The organism is Edaphobacter sp. FHG110511_03, assembly GCF_059115365.1.
Genome location: NZ_JBZYWL010000004.1, coordinates 246238 through 266463 on the forward strand (window position 1 = coordinate 246238; position 20226 = coordinate 266463).

Here is a 20226-nt window from a genome sequence, read left to right on the forward strand (position 1 = left end):
GGACCTTGGCCCCCGCTCGTGAAGGGTGGGGGATCCATGAATTCCCTTTGCCTTACCCGTGGCCCACTCTATAGTTATGGTGTGATCCCGTCAAAGAATCGCTCATTTTTTATTGTAGTTGCAGGCGCCCGGTCTCGGCATCGATCGAAAGGGCCGACTTCCGGACTACGCAAGGCTGGTTTCGCAGCTGTGCTTGCTCTATTTGCCACTGCAGGTTGGCCGCAGAGCTCGAAGGTAGTTACTCAAAACCAACGCTCCCGCCTAAAGACGGCGAGTGGAACGCAGCAGAACGGCCAGGCAACTGCCAAACAACCTGAGCATGAAGGAGTCACCCGCACGTACTTCATCGCCGCGGATGAAGTTGACTGGGACTACACTCCACAAGGAAGAAATCTGGCCGGAATTCCTCACCCCGAGGCGGGAGAAAACGAATCAGCCTCAGGGATCAATCACAGGGTTTACCATAAGGCGATTTATCGTGAGTATACGGATGCGACATTCAAAACGCTTAAGGTTCGTCCTCAGCAGTGGTCGCATCTAGGGATCCTCGGGCCACTGATTCGCGCTGAGGTGGGCGATTCAATACGGGTTGTCTTCCGGAACAATACACACCTGACTGTAACGATGCATCCTCATGGAGTTCAGTACACAAAGGATTCGGAAGGAGCCACATATAACGACGGAACAAGCGGCACCGTAAAGGCTGATGACGCCGTTCATCGCGGCGACACCTATACCTACCTATGGACCGTACCAGAGCGCAGCGGTCCTGGTCCCATGGATGGAAGCTCTGTCCTGTGGATGTATCACTCACATTTCGTCGAATCGACAGACATCAACACAGGGCTCATCGGCCCAATTATTGTGACTCGGAAGGGAAGCGCCAAGCCAGACGGCTCACCCAAGGATGTCGACCGCGAATTCATCACAGATTTTGCGGTCTTCGATGAAACCGATAGCTGGTTTTTTGAAGGTAACTTAGGAAAGCAAGCAAGAATTGCTCGCATGAAAACGACAGACCCACTTCTGCGCGATCAAAACCTGCTCTATTCCCTCAATGGCTACATCGAAGGTAATTTGCCGATGTTGACAATGCGAAAAGGAGAGCGGGTGCGATGGTATCTGCTTTCGAATAGCAATGAAGACGATGTGCATATGGCACATTGGCACGGAAATACCGTCACATGGAACAACATGAGGATGGATACGCTATTTCTCGGCCCGATGGCAATGGCGACTGCAGACATGATTCCCGATAGCGAAGGGATCTGGCTCTTTCATTGTCATGTGAATGATCATTATGCTGGCGGCATGGTTGCGAGATATCAAGTACTGCCGTGAAATTAGAATTTCGAGATATTCTTTTTCCGTAGTTTGGAGACGAGTGTGCCATGCAGAACTTTCCACATGGCACCCTGACTTCGTCGCTTAGGCACTCAATCCGTGCTGCTGAATTTTATAGAGAAGGCTTCGGTAACTGATATTCAGGTTCATCGCGGCCCTTCTTCTATTCCAACCGGAAGCAGACAATGCATCCTGGAGCATCCTGATCTCCGTCTGATTCTTTATCTCGCTGATTGCATCTTTCATGCCGGCAGGGTTGGGGATCTTTTTATCTACAACCTCTCCAGACGTCGTGGGGGCTGAAACACTGCTCTGTGGCTGAGCTTTGCTTCGGAGGTACGCATATGCAGACTCCTGATCACGAAGAATAAGAGTTCGGATCACGAAATTGCGCAGCTCACGCAGGTTTCCGGGCCAATGGTACTCCATTGCGGCGTCAAAAATGCGCCCGGCAAACGCAATAGGCTGGCCAACACCAGCGCCGCCTCGCCGATTCAGCTCTTCCATGAGTAAAGGAATTTCTTCACGACGCTCACGAAGTGGAGGAATGACCAGGGTCAAGGTATTCAACCTATAGTAGAGGTCTTCGCGAAATCGTTTTTCGGCAATAGCAGACTGCATATCGATATTGGTGGCCGCAAGTACCCGGACATCCACCTGAGTCGAGGAGCGCCCTCCCAGACGGCTAAAAGAGCCATCCTGCAAGACATGGAGCAACTTAGCCTGCATTTGCGGGCTCATCTCGCCTACTTCGTCTAGCAAGAGAGTGCCTTTATTGGCGAGTTCAAACTTTCCAGGTTTGGATTTTATTGCGCCTGTAAAAGCGCCTGCTTCGTAGCCAAATAGTTCACTTTCGAGAAGTTCGGTAGGAAGGGCAGCGCAATTGACGTTGAGAAACCTGTTTTCTGAGCGCGTATGGTACTTGTGCAGCAACATCGCAACGATTTCCTTGCCGACACCACTTTCACCAAGAATCAGGACAGGGATATCTACTGGCGCAAGTACCCGAACGTCGCGATAGAGTTGCATCATGGCCGGCGATGCGGCTAGGAAGAAGCGATTGTTATCCAATTCTTCGAGATGGAAGCTCTGGGCGGATCCCGAAGAGCCGGCGACTGGAAGTGATGGTACTATCGCGTTTTGCCCGCGCGAAAGCTTTTCGAAGTCATGCAGCATGAGCGGTTTTGTAAATATAGTTTGAATCTTCCACTCTGCGGCAATGCCTTTCCAATGGTCATCTCCCCTTTCTGAGAGAATGCAAAGTTGGTCGCTCCTTATCATTTGCAGGAGAGCAGGATCGAAAAGACGGTCCCCTGGATAGTTTTTCCCGGCATCCAGTAGAACGAACTCTGCTCGCACACCTCTGCGGAGCAATTGAATAGCATCGCGCGAGGAAGGGACACAGATCGCTTGGCGACCATAGGAGGAAAGTGAATTGTGAACCAAATTGCAGACATCAAGATCGTCGCTGATTGCAAGAACTTGCACAGAGTCCATCATTTTAACGCAACCTCATACTTTCGGAATAATGGCATAGAAGAGTGCCCATTGATCGGCCGATGCAGCTAACCCAAATTTATTCTCGGGACGAGGAGCTGGAAATGAGTCCGGAGAACCAAGCAGAAAATTGAACTGACTAGTAAATAGCTACAAGTTACAAAAGGAAAATCCGTACCCGAACAACTTTTCATCGCTTCAGAAGAGGTAACCGTCTATTTAGTTACTATCTTGGTCTCAGCTAATGCCTTAGTCGAACTGTTATGAACTTCTGGAGTGGTGTGAATTTAACGCGATCCCACAAAAGTGTCAAATGAAATTTGTACCTGAACTATGCATATTCTCTGCAGAGTTCCGCGCAAATGTCTAAGTGAATATATATCAATAGATAGATCTTATTTTGGTGAGACCGAAAAGCGGGACTAAAGGGTGGAATTGTTAAAATTGTGAAAGTTACTAGCACACATTTTGGTAACCATTTAGTACCCAACAGTCTTGTCTGAGTAAACGGCCATTTAAGTGCAACGCATTTATTTGAGACATAGTTCTTGCGGATTCAAGACCTCACCTGGTTGGTTTAAGATTTCGGCCGAACTTTCGAAAGGAATATTTTCCGAACCATGCATTCTCGAAGTTGTGAAATAAGCGTAATTTCAGGTGTAGCGTGCCGATAAAATCAGTGGCCACTACCAATTCATCCTCTTTCGATATCGCGATTATTGGAGCAGGAATTGTAGGACTGGCGACAGGTCTTGAGTTCTGTACTCGTTTTCCGGGTATTTCGCTCGCGATCCTTGATAAGGAACAGACTGTCGCGGCTCATCAAACAAGCCACAACAGCGGTGTAATCCACTCTGGTATCTACTACAAACCTGGCAGCCTAAAAGCGCGACTCTGTGTTGAAGGGGCGGATGCGATGATCCGTTTCTGTCAGGAATACGGCGTTCCGTATGAGATTTGTGGCAAGGTCATCGTCGCAACAGCGGAAGAGGAAATTCCACGATTGGAGGAGCTGTACCGCCGCGGGAGTGGAAACGGGCTTGCAGGACTGAAAATGATCTCGTCTGAAGAGATTCGAGAACTGGAACCGCATGCGGCCGGCATTCGAGGCATTCACGTACCCAGTACGGGAATTGTCGACTACTCAAAAGTTGCCGAGAAGTACAAAGAGATAATCGCCAGCTGCGGCGGACAGGTGCTGTTATCAAATGAGGTGGTTGGTCTAAGACGCTCCGATGCGCGAACGATAATTGAAACAACGCGCGGGGAGATCTCCGCGAAGCTTGTAATTAACTGCGCGGGCCTGCAAAGCGACAAGATCAGTCGTCTAGCGAACGCGAGGCTGGATCTAAAAATCATTCCATTTCGCGGAGAATACTATGACATGGCCCCGTCGAAGCGTCAGCATCTTCGGGGTCTGATCTATCCGGTTCCCGACCCGCGGTTTCCCTTTCTCGGTGTGCATTTTACCCGGCGTATAGGAGGCGGTATTGAGGCAGGACCGAACGCAGTACTTGCATTGAAACGGGAGGGCTATCTAAAGAAGTCCTTCGACGCCAGCGATGTGATGGGATTCGCCACGTTTCCTGGGTTCTGGATCATGGCGGCGAAGTACTGGCAGACATCTTTGGGAGAGTACTATCGTTCGTGGAGCAAAGCCGCCTTTGTTCGCGCGTTGCAGCGATTAATGCCTGATATTGATGCGGAAGATCTGATACCGGGTGGATCAGGGGTTCGTGCGCAGGCTTTGGATGTCCATGGAAAACTCGTCGACGACTTTTACTTTGCCTACACAGACGGAATGGTTCATGTGTGCAATGTGCCCTCACCTGCGGCTACTGCATCCCTGGCAATTGGAAAATACATCGTAAACACGGTGATCCAGAGAACAAATTTGGAGATGTAACAACTGCGAACCGGGCCCCTTACGGCCCGGTTCGCACAAAATGCAGATCGATTTTTGAATGCTTATACCGCGATAGAGTAAAGAACCTCGATGATGTAGTCCTGATCGGCTTCGGTCATTTGATGGAACAGCGGGAGAATGAGGGCGGTCTCTGTTACGAGATTTGTTTTTGGCAGCGTAGCTTCCCATTGCTCTGAGCGATATGGCAGCTCGCGGTGGATTGCCATGATCGCTCTCCTGCTGGAGATGTTCTTTTCGAGCAAGGTCTGCATGATCGAATCGCGTTTTGCAGCTGAAGCCTCGACCAGACGGATCATGTACGACTGATAGTTGTGACGGCAGTTCGAGGGAACGAACGGTGTTTCAAGCCAGCGAAGGGGATGGAGCGCTTCATCATAGCGTGAGGCCAGATAGCGGCGCCTTTGCAGAAAGCCCTGTAGACGATCAAGCTGGACAATTCCCATGGCGGCCTGCATGTCCGTCATGCGGAAGTTATAGCCCACCTCATCATAGGTTTCAGCCGTCACTTGTTTAGCGTTATGACGGGCAACATCAGACAAACTCATTGCATGTTGCCGAAGCTTCCGGAGTTTCTCAGCCAGGATGGCGTCATTGGTAGTGATCATGCCGCCTTCTCCCGTCGTTAGAATCTTGCGAGGATGGAAGCTGAAGCATGCCATGGTGCCTAGCGGCTTACCAATAAAGTTGCCTTCATATTCTGATCCGATAGCGCAGGCAGCGTCTTCGATGACCGCCAGGCCATACTTTGCAGCAACTGCCAAGATCGCAGTCATTTCGGCCGGCAGACCGATCTGGTGAACTACCAGAATCGCCTTGGTGCGCGGTGTAATCAGTCCCTCAATTGCTGACGGATCGAGATTATACGTTGCGAGATCGATATCGCAGAACACCGGCGTAGCGCCTACATAGGCAATTGAATTCGCCGTTGCGATAAAGGAGAGGCTTGGGCAGATAACTTCGTCACCGGGGCCAATTCCGATTGCCACGAAGGCAAGGTGAAGGGCTGTCGTGCAGGAGGATACGGCGACTGAGTGATCGCATCCGATGTACGCTGAGAATTTCTTTTCGAACTCAGCGACGCGGGGGCCTTGGGTCACCCAACCCGAGCGTAGAACCTCGACGACTGCGTGCTCTTCCTCCGCACCGATAAAAGGTCGGGCTACTGGGATCATTGCTATGGATTGTGCTGAGATAGTAGTCACTTTGCATTCCCCGTTGTTGCGGTCAGTTCGGACTTAACTTGGTCGCGCCACTCAATAAGCAACTTCAAGCCGGCCTCGAGATCGACGTTTGCTTTGAAACCGAGCATTCTTTCTGCTTTGTCCACAGCTGCCCGTCTTGTCTGGACGTTATTGACCTTACGAGCCTCGTGATATTCAGGTTTAAGGCTCGACCCAGTAACCTTCAGCAGCAGATGGCAAAGCTCATTCAAGTTTGTTTGAACGCCTGTTCCCACGTTGAAGACTTCATCGGTTGTGTCGGATACGAGGCCAGCCACATTTGCTCTTGCGACATCATCGACATAGACGAAGTCCATCGATTGAGATCCGTCGCCGAAGATCTTAGGAGACTGACCGGCTTCGATCGCATCCATCCACCGAACCAAAACCTCGGTATAAACACCGTCGAGATCCATCCTGGGTCCGTAGATATTGAAGTAACGAAATGCTACATAAGGCAGCTTGAACATTTCGTAATAGGAGCGAAGCATCTGTTCATTGGCGATCTTACCCGCACCGTAAAGCGTACGATTGTTGAAAGGGTGGGCCTCATCCATCGGCAGATAAGACGGATCACCGTAGACTGAAGCGGAGGAAGCCGCAACAACCTTTTTGACCTTATGGCGGACCGCGCTTTCCAGAACATTCGAGGTGCCATCGATCAGAACTTGAATAGCCTCCCGCGGAGCTTCCGCACAACGCGTAATTCTTAGCGCCGCCTGATGGAATACATAGTCTGTGCCCTCGGTCAGGCTGTCCACCAAATCTGCATCGCGGATATCACCCTCAACGAGCATAAGCCGCCCAGTCTTCTGAGCTGCCTCCAGATTGCGAGTGTTGCCGCGAATGAAATTATCAAGGACGCGTACTTCGGCGGCGCCCCCGTTCAAGAGTTGATCCACGGTGGCACTGCCCACGAATCCCGCCCCACCAGTTATGAGTATCTTTGCACCTTCAACAGGATTCATTTTATTTCCTTCTGCTCCCCTGACTTATTGGCTTCATCATTCTTTGAATTACTAAATAGTCTGTTGTCATTACTGGCGATAACGGATAACTTTTGCGGGTACACCGGCCACGACAGCATATTCCGGCACATCCGCGGTTACAACTGCACCTGCACCTACGATGGCGTTGGCTCCTACGCGAACACCAGGAAGGATTGTTGCATTGGTGCCGATATCTGCTCCGTAGCCGATGATTACTGGTTTAATCGTAAGCTCGGTGGCAATGATGGGAACATCAGTTGGATTGCCTGTATGTGAAGAGCCAAGCACCTTTGCTCCCGGCCCCCATCCAACATAATCTTCGATAACCAAATTTCGCGCATCGAAGTAGGCATGGGGACCGATCCAGACATGGCTACCTATACGGCATGTACCGTCGTAGCGACCTTGAATCATCGTCTGCGATCCGAGGAAGACGGCATCGCCAAGTTCTATGGTTTCAGCATGTTTTAGGACGACTCCTGGTCCTGTCTGGAGGGAATGCCCCGCAGTCCTGCACATTGCCCGAACGAGTACTCGTCGCATCTGTGACTCGAAAGGACCCTCTTCATTTCTATATCTGGAAAAAAGGGCCAGCAACTCAGATGAGGAGTAAGTTTGCTTCAGGTGAGAGGCGAACTCCCACTCCCAGGAGGGATCTTCCACGACTTTTTTGCTTCCGAAGACGGCGGGCACTGTCCTCGCTTCAGAGGCAATCATAGATTCTTGGTCAACCGACATAACAACTCTCCTTCAATTCTGAGGCGACGTGTGCAATTGCCTCAGAATTGATTCCGGGATACATAGGAAGCGACAGAATACGATCTTTTACTCTTTCGGTCACTGGAAAATCTCCCTCTTTGTAAGAGAGAAAACGATACGCCTTCTGAAGATGTAAAGGTGTCGGATAGTGCAATCCGGATTCGATACCGGCTTCCGACAATTGCTCGCGAAGCGAATCGCGCTTATTCGATTGAATAACGTAGAGGTGATAGACGTGCCGGTTGTAGGGCATTTCGGTCGGGATTTCAACTTCTGTCTCTCTCAGTGCCGCGTCATATTCAGCTGCGGCCAACCTGCGCTGGTTGTTCCAGCGATCGAGATACTTCAGCTTTACAGAAAGAATTCCTCCTTGAATTCCCTCCATCCTCATATTTAGTCCCGGAAAGACGTGCTCGTATCGCTTGGAGGATCCGTGATCACGCCACAGCCGAATCCGTTGCGCGAGTTCCGGATCGTTGGTGGTCACGGCTCCGCCTTCGCCACAGGCACCAAGATTTTTTCCTGGGTAGAAGCTAAAGCACCCGGCTACTCCGAACGATCCTGCTTTCCGTCCCTTGTACTCCGCACCGTGGGCCTGACATGCATCTTCAATGACAGGTATACCGTGGCGGTCAGCAATTTCCTGGATAGCATCCATGTCCGCTATTTGTCCGTACAGATCGACAGGAATGATCGCACGGGTTCTGCTGGTGATTGCCGCTTCAAGCAAATTCGGGTCCATCGTGAAGCTTACGGGGTCGATGTCGACGAACACCGGTAGCGCTCCGACCGCCGAGATAGCTTCAGCAGTTGCAATGAATGTGTGCGGAACGGTAATTACCTCATCTCCGTTACCAATATTGAGTGCAGCCAATGCAAGATGTAGTGCCGCGGTCCCGGTGTTTACTGCGACACAGTGGCTTGTTCCTACATATGCAGCGAACTCCTGCTCGAACCGTTGAACTTCCGGACCCAATACAAAGGCCGAGCTATTGAGAACGCGGTCGAATACCTCCCGGAGCTCATCACTGATTTCATCATGCAGGGATTTAAGATCAACAAAGGGAACCTTCATGCTTCCTCCACTCTCTTCAAAAAACGGGCAGGATTGCCTGCCACGATGGTGTTCGGTGGTACATCACGAGTCACAACACTTCCTGCGCCTACGATGGCGGATTCGCCGATCGTGACTCCGCAGAGAATTGTGCAACTTGTTCCTATGGATGCGCCTCGCTTTACGAGCGTCGGTACGACCTGCCAATCGGCTTCACTTTGCAGGCTGCCATTCGAGTTTGTGGATCGAGGATGCTTGTCGTTAATAAAGGAGACATTATGTCCTATAAAAACGTCATCCTCTACCTTGACTCCTTCGCAGATGAAGGTATGGCTCGAGACTTTGACATTCTTTCCGATCTCCGAGTTTTTTTGGATCTCGACAAAGGTTCCAATCTTACTGTTGTCTCCGATGGAGCACCCGTAAAGATTGACGAAGGCAAAGATGCGTACACCTGCGCCCAGCTTGACATCGGGAGCGATGCGACTGAATTCCGCCGAGACTACATGGTGGGGAATTTCGGCGATTCCGGTGTCTAGATCCACCGAAAGCGGATCTGTCATAAGTTGACTTGTCATTAGGCCGCTCCGCGACTGAGTGTGAGTTCGTCAGCGAGGGTGACGAGTTTGCCGCGCTGTTTCATCGAAAGAGATGCACTCTCCAGGATGCGAACAACTCGAAGACCGGCTTGTCCACCAGTGATAGGTTCCGCCCCTGTCTTTATGCAGTCTGCGAAGTGCTGAATCTCGACTTTGAGCGCTTCGGACACATCCAGTTGAGGAGCGAACATGTCACCTGAACGGTACCCGACCAATGCCTTATAAAGAGAATCGGGCGTCGAGTTTACCGTGATTCCTTTGTCATAGATCTTGACTTTCTCGCTGGGCTCCATGTCGTCATATACGACCATCTGCTTGCTCCCGCCTACCAGTGTGCGTCGCACTTTGACAGGGGAGAGCCAGTTTACGTTGACATGAGCGATCACATTTTCTTCGAAGAACATGGTGATGTAAGCCAGGTTCTCCGTGCCGCCGAAGACGTGATTGATGCCTGTGGCGGCAACCGCGCACGGAGTCGATGGAAGAATATAGTCCATGATTGCCAGATCGTGAACGGCGAGGTCCCAGATCACATCAACATCTCGTTGGAAAAGACCGAGATTGATTCTGGTCGAATCGTAATAAAGGATGTCTCCCAGTTTTCCGGAATCAGCAATCTCTTTGATCTTGCGTACGGCGCCTGTGTATACGAACGTGTGGTCCACCATAAGCACCAGATTGCGCCTGGCGGCTTCATCGATCAGGTGCATAGCCTGCTCCGATGTGGAGGTCATAGGCTTCTCGACCATGACGTGTTTACCACTTTGCAAAGCCTGCAAAGCAAGCTCATAGTGCGTAAAGACCGGCGTTGCGATCGCAATCGCATCGATCTTTGGATTGTTGAGCAGTTGTTGGAAGTCCGTCGTCGTTTCAACTGACGGATAACGGCTCTTAACCAGTTTCAGCCGTTCTTGATTCATGTCGCTCACTGCCACAACCTGCGTCTCAGGAACTTCAAACAGATTGCGGACTAAGTTTGGTCCCCAGTATCCATAGCCAACTACTCCGAAATTCACCACGCGAACTCTCCCGATTGCGTAACTTTTAACCGCCAATTGCATGCTCGTGCAAATCATTTGCATAATTTCTGCAGTGAAGCGAGATTCATGACATCACTTGCATGATTTGGAACGGTTGACTGCTGCAACGCAATCTCTAGAAGCATGTAGACTTCCAAACTTGCAGGTCATCATGAGAAGGGAGGGCGTAGATTGATCTTTTTGGTCGGAAGGGATTATGGCGTGAAGGTCCTGCCCAAGCGTGGCAAGCCGCCTTCTTTTATCTTGTACAAGAGCGTGCGGTAACTGATATCGAGTGATTGTGCGGCTTTTCGGCGATTCCAATTATGCGCTTCCAGCACGCTCAAAATAATCTTGCTTTCGAGGTGCTGGATCGCTCGCTTGGTTTGAACCCGCAACGGAATTGTAAGATCAATCGCTTCAGAACAAGCCACTTGCACTGAAGAGGGCTTCATCACCGAGAGGACGTACTCTTCGCCGCCTAGAACAACATATCGTTTAGCGATATTTTCAAGCTCACGTATGTTGCCAGGCCAATGATAGGAGGCAAGCGCCTTCATTAGGGAGGGGCTCGGAGGAACAGGATTTTTTCCAAACTTTTGGCCGTACAGTTTGACGAAATGGTTCATCAAAATCGGCACATCCGTGACGCATTCACGTAGGGCTGGCATTTGTATTCTCAACACGTTAATGCGATGGAAAAGGTCAGCCCGAAAGGTTCCATTTTCAATCTCGGCTTCAAGGTCGCGATTTGTAGCACAGACCAAAAGGACGTCGATAGGTCTCTCTTCACGAAGGCCAATAAGACGAAAATCCTGCAACTTATGCAAAAGTTTGCTTTGAAGTGTAAGGTCTAGCTCTCCAATTTCGTCCAAGAACAATGTGCCGCCATCGACTTGTTCCGCCTTGCTGAATAATTCCAATTCGAAGAATTGGTTCGACATTGCCGGGCAGCTCAGTTTTAGAAACTTGTTCGCATGTCGTGAGCTCATGTTGTGCAAGAGTTGGGCGGCTAATTCTTTGCCTGTCCCACTCTCACCTGTGATAAGCACAGGAAGATTGGCCAGAGAGGCCCTCTGTAGCTGGTCGCAAATCCGATAGATCTCCGCTGAGTTACCTATAATTGAGTTACCTATGATAAAGTCCACCCGGTCGAAAGCCATGAAATTTTGGGCATTTGGGTCTGGACCAGCACGTATCTTTCCAAAGTTGAAGCGGCCTCCATATTGAGTCAACTTCAGAGAAATAAAGGAATGTTGATTCAATGGCACCACCCGACATTTCCGTAAATGTGCTATTGATAATGACGATGCTTTAAAAACACCCTTCGCGAAACAGTCGAGAACTGCAAAGACGTCGGCTCAAGCTGCGCAGCGATAATTCAAGAGAGACGTAGTGAGAGGTTGTTTTTGACAAAGGGGCTGTCACGCGGCGTGGCAATCTGGCTTATGCAGGCCTCCATGACAGGCGCTCTGTTGACACAAGCCCATAGTCCCGCCGTACCTCCTCCACCGGGTGCAAAATCACAGATATGCCACGACCGGCCGGTTCCCCAGCTGGTGGATATCACCGCAAAGACGGGCATCCGGTTTCGTCATCTCTCTGCGCCCGATAAAAAATACATTGTCGAGTCGATGAGCGGAGGCGTAATCGTTATTGACTACGACGGCGACGGTTGGCAGGATCTCTATTTCACCAATGCGCCTACCGTGGAAATGGCCCTCAGGGGAGAGAAGGCTCGAAGCGAGCTTTTCCATAATAATCACGATGGCACCTTCACGGATGTAACCGATAAGGCCGGCGTAGGTTTTCCCTGTTTTGCCATGGGAGGCGCCGTAGGCGATTACAACAATGACGGCTATCCCGATATCTACGTAACCTGCCTGGGAGGCAACGTACTCTATCGGAATAATGGGAATGGCACCTTTACTGACGTGGCGAAGCAGGCCGGTGTAACCGACGGACGATGGTCGACCGGTGCCGCCTTCGGCGACTATGACGCAGACGGTTTCGTCGACCTTATGGTGACCAATTACGTCGACTTCCACCTGACCGACCTACCCGGTTTTGGGAAGGCTTCGACCTGTCGGTATCGCGGCATCGATGTTCAATGCGGGCCCCGCGGGTTAAAGGGCGCCGGGGACTCGCTCTTTCATAACAATGGCGACGGGACCTTTACCGATGTATCGAAAGCTGCGGGCGTCAGTGATCCCAATGGCTACTATGGCCTCGGTGTAGTGTGGGCGGATTTCAATAATACCGGTAGGCCGGATATATACGTGGCCAACGATTCGACTCCCAATTTCCTTTACCGGAATGACAGCAGAGGAAAGTTCACGGAGATTGGTTTGGAATCTGGGACGGCCGTGAGTGCAGATGGGTCTGAGCAGGGTTCCATGGGGGTGGCCGTGGGAGATTATGACCACTCGGGGCGGTTTTCCATCTATGTGACCAACTTCTCTGACGAAGACAATGCTTTCTACCAAAACCTTGGGAAGTATGACTTCCGTGATATCTCTTACGATGCCGGAGTCGCGGTTGCTGCTCTCCCATGGGTCAAATGGGGAGATGCCTTTGTCGATCTCGATAATGACGGTTGGCTGGACTTACTGGCAGTGAACGGACAAGTTTATCCGCAGGTCGATTCACTCCCGTCAGGAGCGCGCTATCGTCAGCCCAAGAATCTCTTCCTGAACAAGCGGGATGGCACATTCTGTGATGCCGGTCAGCAGGCGGGTACCGCTCTCATAGAGCCACGCGTCAGTAGAGGGCTCGCCGTCGCCGATCTTGATAATGACGGCAATGTCGACGCCGTAGTCGGAGATATTGATGGAACTCCCATGATCCTTCATAACGAGGGAGTCCCGGGAATGCATTGGATCAGTTTCGAACTCGCCGGGACCAAAAGCAACCGCCTTGGTTTAGGAGCGCGGGTGACGATCACGTCCGGTGGCGTTACTCAGACCGACGAAGTTCGCAGCGGAGGAAGCTATCTCTCCCAGAGCGATCTTCGTGTCCATTTCGGCATCGCGAGTGCTTCCAAGATTGATTCTATTGAGGTTCGCTGGCCATCGGGAAAAATCGAACGCCTGGGCGCGTTTGCTGCGGATCGCTTTTATTATCTGAAGGAAGGGAGTGGCTCAGTCAGTGCTGATGCCATCCATTCGCATTTCCAGCGCTAACCGTTTCCGGACGCTGAAATTGAGCAGCGGCCTATAACAAGTGCCCTTAGCAAAAGTAATTAGAGCCCCTGCCTTCCTCCACTTCAGAGGGGTTAGGAACCGATACGGCACCTACAGTGCCGGACCATCCAAAAAACTGGCCATTATTCACTAAATCCATTCAGGTTTGGTATTCCACTCGTATTACTGGGGAATACGTTTGCTTATCGAGTCCTGAAGATTCGGCTTGACAATCAAGACATCGAGCAATTAAACGTTTTGGCGCATTATTTTCCTGATTCAAAACGTTGCCTAAAACAATTTAGTACTGAAGATTGTCACCAAAATGTCTACCCTCAGAGGGATCTCAAAATTCAAGTAGAGCCCATGAGGAACACAAAAAAAATTGAGCTGAACCAGCCCGAGACGGTGCAGCCGAATGAACCTTTAGGAGGCAATACCATGAAGAGATCAGCGAACTGGTCGCTTCTTGTGGCTCTGGTGACGATTTTGTTACTGGGGCCGCTTACGATAAACGCGCAAAAACTTACTGGCACGATCAGCGGTTCTGTCACGGATAGCTCAGGGGCTGCTGTCCCCGGAGCATCTATCGTCGTGACGAACGTCGCGACTTCTAAAACCTACAAGGCAACGGCCGATACTCAGGGCAACTACACGATTACTGAACTTCCCGATTCCACCTACAATGTGAAAGTTACGGCTGCGAACTTCAAAGAGTTCAATGCGACGAACGCAGTAGTTCACGTTGCGACGACGACCACTGTCGACGCTCCACTTCAGGTCGGAAGCGTCACCGAGGCCATCACGGTCCAGGCAAACGCTCTTCAGGTTCAGACAGATAGCGCCACCTTAGGCGAAACGGTTGATGGGACCCAGGTAAAGGAACTCCCCCTGAACGGTCGCAACTTCGTACAGCTAACGCAGCTGCAACCCGGCGTTTCAGCCGCAAATGGCTTTCAAAACACCGGCAAGGGACTGAACGGCGGCGTGGATATGTCCGTGAATGGCAATCCAACGACGAATAACCTGTTCCTGGTGGATGGCGTGAACAACAACGACGTCGGATCCAATCGCACCATCTTGATCTATCCGTCCAATGAGGCGATCGCCGAGTTCAAGATGCTGTTGAACAGCTATGGGCCTGAATATGGACAAGCCTCAGGTTCAGTCATCAGCATCATCACTCGCAGCGGAACCAACGCTTTCCATGGAAGCGCGTTTTATAACGGTCGCAACGATGCGTTGAACACTTATACCTACTTCTCTGCGCCCAACGGGGGCAAAGGTCTGCCTCTCGATGGCAAGGACAAGCAGCGCCGCAACGATTGGGGCTACTCGATCGGCGGTCCAATCATTCGAGATAAGCTATTTTTCTTCTGGAACCAGGAATGGAATCACGAGATTAAAGGCCGTCAGGTGAGCGCCTGCGTGCCGACCGCAGCCGAACGTGCTGGAGATTTTTCGACGCTCGGTTGCAACACTTCAGGTCTGCCGAATTTTAGCGCTGTTCCAGCATCGAAGCTGGCTGGACCGTACAAGTTGGCTGCTGTGGATCCTTCGGCTGCGACGGTCATGCAGCTGCTTCCGTTGCCGAACACTCCGAATGGAGCACTGAACTCCAACGGCCAGAACTGGTCGATGTCTCTTCCAACAGCGCTGCAGTGGAGACAGGAAAATGCCCGCGTTGACTACGACCTGAATCATTCCAACCACATCATGGGTCGATATACACAGGACACCTGGACCAACCCCGCCTTCAATGCCGGTTATTGGGGCGATACCGTCTATCCGGCCTTAAACAGCAACTGGGCACAACCTTCGAAGTCGATAACGGCGCACTGGACTTCGACCATCCGAAGCACGTTAGTCAATGACGCAGCCTTTAATTATTCCAACAATCGCATCGTGATCACCGCGGGTGGGACAAATCCGGATCTTCTGCCGCAGGTCACAGCAGCCGTCCCCACCCTCTATTCGGAATCGCTGAAGCATAGCCAGCTTGGCGTGCCAACGGTAGATTTCGGCTCTTATGGAGGCAAAACGTCGCTGCAGGCTCCCTGGCAGAATCAGCTGGACATCTACAGCTTCCGGGACGATCTCTCTTGGGTAAAAGGGCAGCATACGTTCAAATTCGGTGCATTCTTCGGCTTCAATGGCAAAAACGAAGACGTCAATAGCAGCACGGGCGAGCGTCCGACAATTGGCAGCGTTGCCACCAATGCAGGCGGTATCGATACTAACGACGGACTGGCGAACCTTGAGTTGACGAACAATGTCTTCAACATCAACGAAACATCGACGAATATTCGTGCTCAGCTCCGCTGGCGTGATTATGAGTTCTATGCGGGAGATACCTGGAAGGTATCGGCGCGTGTGACGCTGAACTACGGGGTCCGTTACTCATTGCTGTTGGCTCCCTTTCAACCGAAGGACCAGATCACCAGCTTTCAGCCGCAGCTCTATGATCCGTCCAAACCTGCCAGCGACGCCTGTAATGGGTTGTGGGTGGCGCCCGGAACGGATCCCTGCGGAGATGCGAATAAGCAGTTCGGAACAAACTTCAGCAGCGGCACACCGGGACCGAATCGGTCGCTGGTAAAGAATGGATACAACCACTTTGCTCCGCGCGTTGGCGTGGCGTGGGATGCCTTTGGCACTGGTCAGACGGTCTTCCGGGCAGGGCTTGGCCAGTTCTACCAGCGTGAACGGATCTCGCGGTACACACTGGTTTCCAATGCTCCGTTCGCTCTGACAACCAACAATTATCCACGTACGCTGGGGGGAGCAACGCCTTCGAGTCTGTCCGGAACGGCAAGCCCGGCCGGTGGCGCAGATCCGAGTGCCACTTTGCCGAACTCGTGGCAGTGGAACCTGGCTGTCGAGCAGCAGATCGGCCGAAATACGACGTTCCAGATGGCCTATGTAGGAAACCGTGGAATTCATCTGACCAGTTCCTATGACGTCAATTCCATTGCCCCTAACAACTGGATGGCGGCGACGTTTGCGAACAGCGGAGATGTCAATCAACTTCGCCCTTATCCGGCAGGCGGGAACAACGGAACCCTCACCTACTGGGCACACGGAGGCAGTTCCAATTACAACGGCCTGCAGATCTCACTTCATAGTCGTATTGGCGATGTTCTACAACTCGGAGCGGCGTATACATGGTCGCATGCCCTGACCGATGTCGTTACCGACGACTCGAGCGGAGGCATCGCTAATCAGGCACGCACTTATTACACGATGCCGCGTCTCGACTACGGCACCTCGGACGTAAACCGGCCCAATATGTTCGTCGTCAATGCCATATGGTATCTGCCGAAACTGCGTGGAGCCAACACGATGGAACGTACCATTATTGGAGGCTGGGAGCTGGCCACAATCCTTTCAGCCCAGAACGGTAATAATTTCGCTATCTTCCAGGGAGCGCATGAGAACAATCTCGGTATCAATCCCGCAACCGGCACGACTTACACCAGTCAGCTGAACCAGAGCGGCGCTCTCGTTCAAACCGGCTTTACGCCTCCGCAGCGACCGCTGATGACAGGGCAGAGCTGTGTCACCGGTCGACATGACAACACGATCATCAACCCAGAGGCATTTACGCTGATTGGATACGCTCTGGGCACGATTCCCAACAACGTAGCCCCACGAGGGTATTGCGGAGGGCCGAACTTCAACAATACCGATCTGTCGCTGGACAAGAACTGGGGCATCTTCCATGAGAGAGCCACAATCAAGTTCAGTCTGGATTTCTTCAACCTCCTCAATCACCCGAACTTCAACCCGTCGTCGCTCTCGCAGAACTCGCCCATTTCGGCAATCAACTGTGGTGGCGTGATCGGACATGATGCAACATCAGGTCATGCTCTCTACGCTCCCTGCAGCGCGACGAACAATATTGTCAGCGGGCAGGATCTGCAATCGGGTTTTGGAACGTCAAGCGGCCTGATTGGAAATGCGCGTCAGATTCAATACGGTCTGCACGTGAACTTTTAGAAACTAGCCGGCAGATTCCAGGCGATGGGAATCTGCCGGCTCTGTAGCTAAACTATTCCTGTAAACTAGGCGACCTTGTTCACATGTCTTTATAAGCGCATGTTTCCTGCAATGCGATTCGCACTGTTGGCGGCTCTGTGTGTTCTTGGAATCGCCCTCAATGTCAGCGGGCAATCGAGCTCCGCGGTCGTCGACGATCGAGAGCTCGGGCAATTGCAAAAACTGCTGGAGCAGCAGCAACAGGCTACGGCCTCGGGAAATCCAGATGCTATCGCCGCTTCATCGCAGTCTCTGATCAGACTTGCCTCCAGCCAGTTTTATAAAGTAGATGCTTCGCTCAAGCATTCCGGGTCCTCCCCATCGCAAATGCGTAGCCTCAGCAAGCGTGAACATCAGCTTCGTCAGATATTAGCCAACGGATTCAACGACTGGGGAACATCAGACGCAAAGCGGGGACAGTATGGTGATGCGCTCCATCACTTTCAGGAAGCGGAGCGATGGGACGCATCTACACCAGGGCTAATGCGAAATCTTGGGGCCGCTGCTTTTGAGTTGGAGAATTACGCCGAAAGCATCCGAGTTCTCGGACCTATTGTTTCGAGAAGTCCGGAAGACGAGCGATCCCGTCTGATGCTTGCGATGTCACAATTTTCTTTGGAGCGATTTGCAGAAGCGGTCGCAAACTTTGCGATCGTTAGCGATCTGACGATGCAGGATGCCCGAACGACATATGCGTGGGCGTACTCTCTGGTTCGAACGAATCACCCGCAACAAGCTAATGCAATTGCAGACATTTTGAGGACGCGAAGCCTGCCACAGGATATCCGCCTTCTCATCTGCAAGTTGTATACAGCATCGGAAAGCTATGAACTGGCGATTCCATGTCTTCGCGAATTGATGCAACAGAATCCTTCGATGTCGGACGTGCATTATGAACTTGGCGCCACGTTGATTCGCTTGGATAGACCGGAACAGGCCATTCCGGAACTGCGTGCCGAGTTGGTGATCAATCCAAATGATATGGATGCGAAGTATGACCTGGCCTATGCCCTACTCGAGGGTTCGCAGAAAGAAGAAGCCATCGAGCTGTTGCGATCCATATTGACATTGAATCCGAATTACCCCCAAGCACAGTATCAACTCGGCAAAGTGCTTCTTGAAGGCGGAAACATCAAGGAAGCAATCGAACACCTCGAGATTGCGGCTCGTCTGGATTCTGCAAGTGATTTTGTACATTACCAACTTCAGGTGGCTTATCGTCGCGCAGGACGAACATCTGATGCCAATCGCGAATTGCAGCGATACAAAGACCTGAAAGCTGGCAAGCGCGAGGGAGCAGTCCTTTATGAGAACACCCCAGCAAAACATCCCTAGAATTCAATTCTCATGGAACAAGGCACGTGTATGGAAAAGCGCTCTTTATTTATTTTGAACACCACATAAACTCTGTTTTGTGTGCCCCCCGAAGAATCCAATCGCTAATGCGCGTTGATTTGAAGCAAAATTTAAATTGATTCCTCTATAATTACTGCCTAAGCGCGAGTGGGTGGATTTGAAGTCTGCGTGTGACGCGGAACCTAATTTCAACATGAGGAAAAGGCATGCCAGAGGAACAAAACAAGCTCGCTAAATTGATGAGGAAATCCCCGCCTGAATTGGCGGCGTCTGTAAAGTGGCACATCCTTAATCTTCAAAGGTCTTGCCTCTCGAAAATGCGCTTCGGGCTTACTCCATGGACGCCTACTGGCGTTGTTCCACACTTCACCGCGTACTATCCAGATTCGATCAAGTCATTTCATGGCAGGGACGATCTGTATCGCCGTTGGATACGTGGCAATAAGATCAACAACAATGGCGATGCGACCAGATTCATGGCGCTTTTACTTAATTTGCGCCAACTTCAAAGCGAAGAAATCGACGGTGATTTCGTTGAATTGGGTGTCTGGAAGGGAAATTCGGCGGCGGTTTTGGCTTCGTATGCGGCAGAATCACAAAGAAAGTTGTACCTTTTCGATACTTTCTCTGGTTTTGACGAACGGGATACGGTTGGGGAGCGCAGCGCTGAGCCCGGCTATTTTGGGGATACTTCTATGGACTACGTGAAAGCAACTGTAGGCCACAGTTCCACCACCGTATACGTCCCGGGATATTTCCCCGAATCAATCATTCCTGAAGTTCAGTCGGCCAGGTTCGCTCTCGTCCATATAGATTGTGATCTCTATACACCGATGAAGGCAGCCTTGGAGTTTTTCTATCCTCGAACCAACAAAGGTGGAATGATGATTCTTCACGATTATTCATCTGGTACTTGGAATGGTGCCACTCAGGCCATTGACGAGTTTCGTAAAGCCACCGGCGAATATATTTCCCTATGGGCGGATAAGTCAGGAACGGCAATGCTTAGAAAGTCACATTAGCCCGATTTGGCTCCCATCGCAAAATCACACAGCGAAATCTTCTCTCTTCAACGGTGAAATCAAGCCTCATTGTATTGCGACGATTACGTGCAAACGGTCGTCGCGCTCGCGAGGTCGTTAAAATTACACCGACACGGCACTGCCCGTTCCTTAGCGGTTCCAAGTCTTTGTGCGGTGTTTTTATTGCTCAAGAGATCTCTAAGAAGATGGCATGTTATAA

14 protein-coding genes are annotated in these 20226 nt (G+C 51.3%); 6 read left to right on the forward strand and 8 right to left on the reverse strand.

The window, feature by feature from the left end:
* Positions 1–189: 189 nt before the first annotated feature.
* A complete protein-coding gene (locus AC5S26_RS18025) occupies positions 190–1341 on the forward strand; it encodes a multicopper oxidase domain-containing protein (RefSeq protein WP_494186315.1) in 1152 nt (383 codons plus the stop codon).
* A gap of 87 nt (positions 1342–1428) precedes the next feature.
* Here AC5S26_RS18025 and AC5S26_RS18030 read toward each other — a convergent pair whose 3' ends face one another.
* Positions 1429–2844: a sigma-54 dependent transcriptional regulator gene (locus tag AC5S26_RS18030; RefSeq protein WP_494186316.1), complete on the reverse strand. Its 1416-nt coding sequence runs from the start codon at positions 2842–2844 to the stop codon at positions 1429–1431.
* A 676-nt stretch (positions 2845–3520) separates the two neighbouring features.
* On the opposite strand from AC5S26_RS18030, the gene lhgO reads away from it, so the two are divergent.
* Positions 3521–4747: an L-2-hydroxyglutarate oxidase gene (lhgO, locus tag AC5S26_RS18035; RefSeq protein WP_494186317.1), complete on the forward strand. Its 1227-nt coding sequence runs from the start codon at positions 3521–3523 to the stop codon at positions 4745–4747.
* Positions 4748–4809: 62 nt separating this feature from the next.
* Here the strand turns inward: lhgO and AC5S26_RS18040 are convergent, their stop codons facing one another.
* From AC5S26_RS18040 to AC5S26_RS18070, 7 genes are all read right to left on the reverse strand, one after another.
* Positions 4810–5940, reverse strand: coding sequence for a DegT/DnrJ/EryC1/StrS family aminotransferase (locus AC5S26_RS18040; protein WP_494186662.1), 1131 nt, complete (start codon positions 5938–5940; stop codon positions 4810–4812).
* Between the two features lie 26 nt (positions 5941–5966).
* Entirely contained in the window at positions 5967–6956 is a 990-nt protein-coding gene (locus AC5S26_RS18045) for an NAD-dependent epimerase/dehydratase family protein (RefSeq protein WP_494186318.1), read from the reverse strand.
* 69 nt (positions 6957–7025) lie between these two features.
* The gene (locus tag AC5S26_RS18050; protein WP_494186319.1) at positions 7026–7715 is read right to left on the reverse strand and encodes an acyltransferase; all 690 of its coding nucleotides are present in this window, start codon (positions 7713–7715) and stop codon (positions 7026–7028) included.
* Positions 7705–8811 (reverse strand): DegT/DnrJ/EryC1/StrS family aminotransferase, encoded by a 1107-nt coding sequence (locus AC5S26_RS18055; RefSeq protein ID WP_494186320.1) that lies wholly within the window; start codon positions 8809–8811, stop codon positions 7705–7707. The genes AC5S26_RS18050 and AC5S26_RS18055 overlap by 11 nt, the downstream gene beginning before the upstream one ends.
* Positions 8808–9368: an acyltransferase gene (locus AC5S26_RS18060; protein WP_494186321.1), complete on the reverse strand. Its 561-nt coding sequence runs from the start codon at positions 9366–9368 to the stop codon at positions 8808–8810. The genes AC5S26_RS18055 and AC5S26_RS18060 overlap by 4 nt, the downstream gene beginning before the upstream one ends.
* Complete coding sequence (locus tag AC5S26_RS18065; protein ID WP_494186322.1) at positions 9368–10408, reverse strand: Gfo/Idh/MocA family protein; 1041 nt, start codon at positions 10406–10408, stop codon at positions 9368–9370. Before AC5S26_RS18065 ends, AC5S26_RS18060 begins: the two co-directional genes overlap by 1 nt.
* A gap of 215 nt (positions 10409–10623) precedes the next feature.
* Entirely contained in the window at positions 10624–11673 is a 1050-nt protein-coding gene (locus tag AC5S26_RS18070) for a sigma 54-interacting transcriptional regulator (RefSeq protein WP_494186323.1), read from the reverse strand.
* Between the two features lie 183 nt (positions 11674–11856).
* Here AC5S26_RS18070 and AC5S26_RS18075 point away from each other — a divergent pair, with 183 nt between their 5' ends.
* The 4 genes from AC5S26_RS18075 (at position 11857) to AC5S26_RS18090 (ending at position 20006) form a co-directional block, all read left to right on the forward strand.
* Positions 11857–13590, forward strand: a complete 1734-nt coding sequence (locus tag AC5S26_RS18075; RefSeq protein ID WP_494186663.1) for a CRTAC1 family protein — start codon at positions 11857–11859, stop codon at positions 13588–13590.
* Between the two features lie 441 nt (positions 13591–14031).
* Positions 14032–17589 carry a carboxypeptidase-like regulatory domain-containing protein gene (locus tag AC5S26_RS18080; protein ID WP_494186324.1) on the forward strand — a complete coding sequence of 1186 codons (3558 nt, stop codon included), beginning with the start codon at positions 14032–14034 and terminating at the stop codon, positions 17587–17589.
* Between the two features lie 213 nt (positions 17590–17802).
* Positions 17803–18963 (forward strand): tetratricopeptide repeat protein, encoded by a 1161-nt coding sequence (locus tag AC5S26_RS18085; protein WP_494186325.1) that lies wholly within the window; start codon positions 17803–17805, stop codon positions 18961–18963.
* Between the two features lie 227 nt (positions 18964–19190).
* The gene (locus AC5S26_RS18090; protein WP_494186326.1) at positions 19191–20006 is read left to right on the forward strand and encodes a TylF/MycF/NovP-related O-methyltransferase; all 816 of its coding nucleotides are present in this window, start codon (positions 19191–19193) and stop codon (positions 20004–20006) included.
* Positions 20007–20226: the final 220 nt, after the last annotated feature.

What these genes read in the sequence shown, in the direction of transcription:
- AC5S26_RS18080 (WP_494186324.1), top strand. Translation starts at nt 14,032, where the DNA reads ATGAAGAGATCAGCGAACTGGTCGCTTCTTGTGGCTCTGGTGACGATT.
- AC5S26_RS18075 (WP_494186663.1), top strand. Translation starts at nt 11,857, where the DNA reads ATGCAGGCCTCCATGACAGGCGCTCTGTTGACACAAGCCCATAGTCCC.
- AC5S26_RS18030 (WP_494186316.1), bottom strand. Translation starts at nt 2,844, where the DNA reads ATGATGGACTCTGTGCAAGTTCTTGCAATCAGCGACGATCTTGATGTC.
- AC5S26_RS18045 (WP_494186318.1), bottom strand. Translation starts at nt 6,956, where the DNA reads ATGAATCCTGTTGAAGGTGCAAAGATACTCATAACTGGTGGGGCGGGA.
- AC5S26_RS18055 (WP_494186320.1), bottom strand. Translation starts at nt 8,811, where the DNA reads ATGAAGGTTCCCTTTGTTGATCTTAAATCCCTGCATGATGAAATCAGT.
- AC5S26_RS18040 (WP_494186662.1), bottom strand. Translation starts at nt 5,940, where the DNA reads ATGATCCCAGTAGCCCGACCTTTTATCGGTGCGGAGGAAGAGCACGCA.
- AC5S26_RS18050 (WP_494186319.1), bottom strand. Translation starts at nt 7,715, where the DNA reads ATGTCGGTTGACCAAGAATCTATGATTGCCTCTGAAGCGAGGACAGTG.
- AC5S26_RS18090 (WP_494186326.1), top strand. Translation starts at nt 19,191, where the DNA reads ATGCCAGAGGAACAAAACAAGCTCGCTAAATTGATGAGGAAATCCCCG.
- AC5S26_RS18060 (WP_494186321.1), bottom strand. Translation starts at nt 9,368, where the DNA reads ATGACAAGTCAACTTATGACAGATCCGCTTTCGGTGGATCTAGACACC.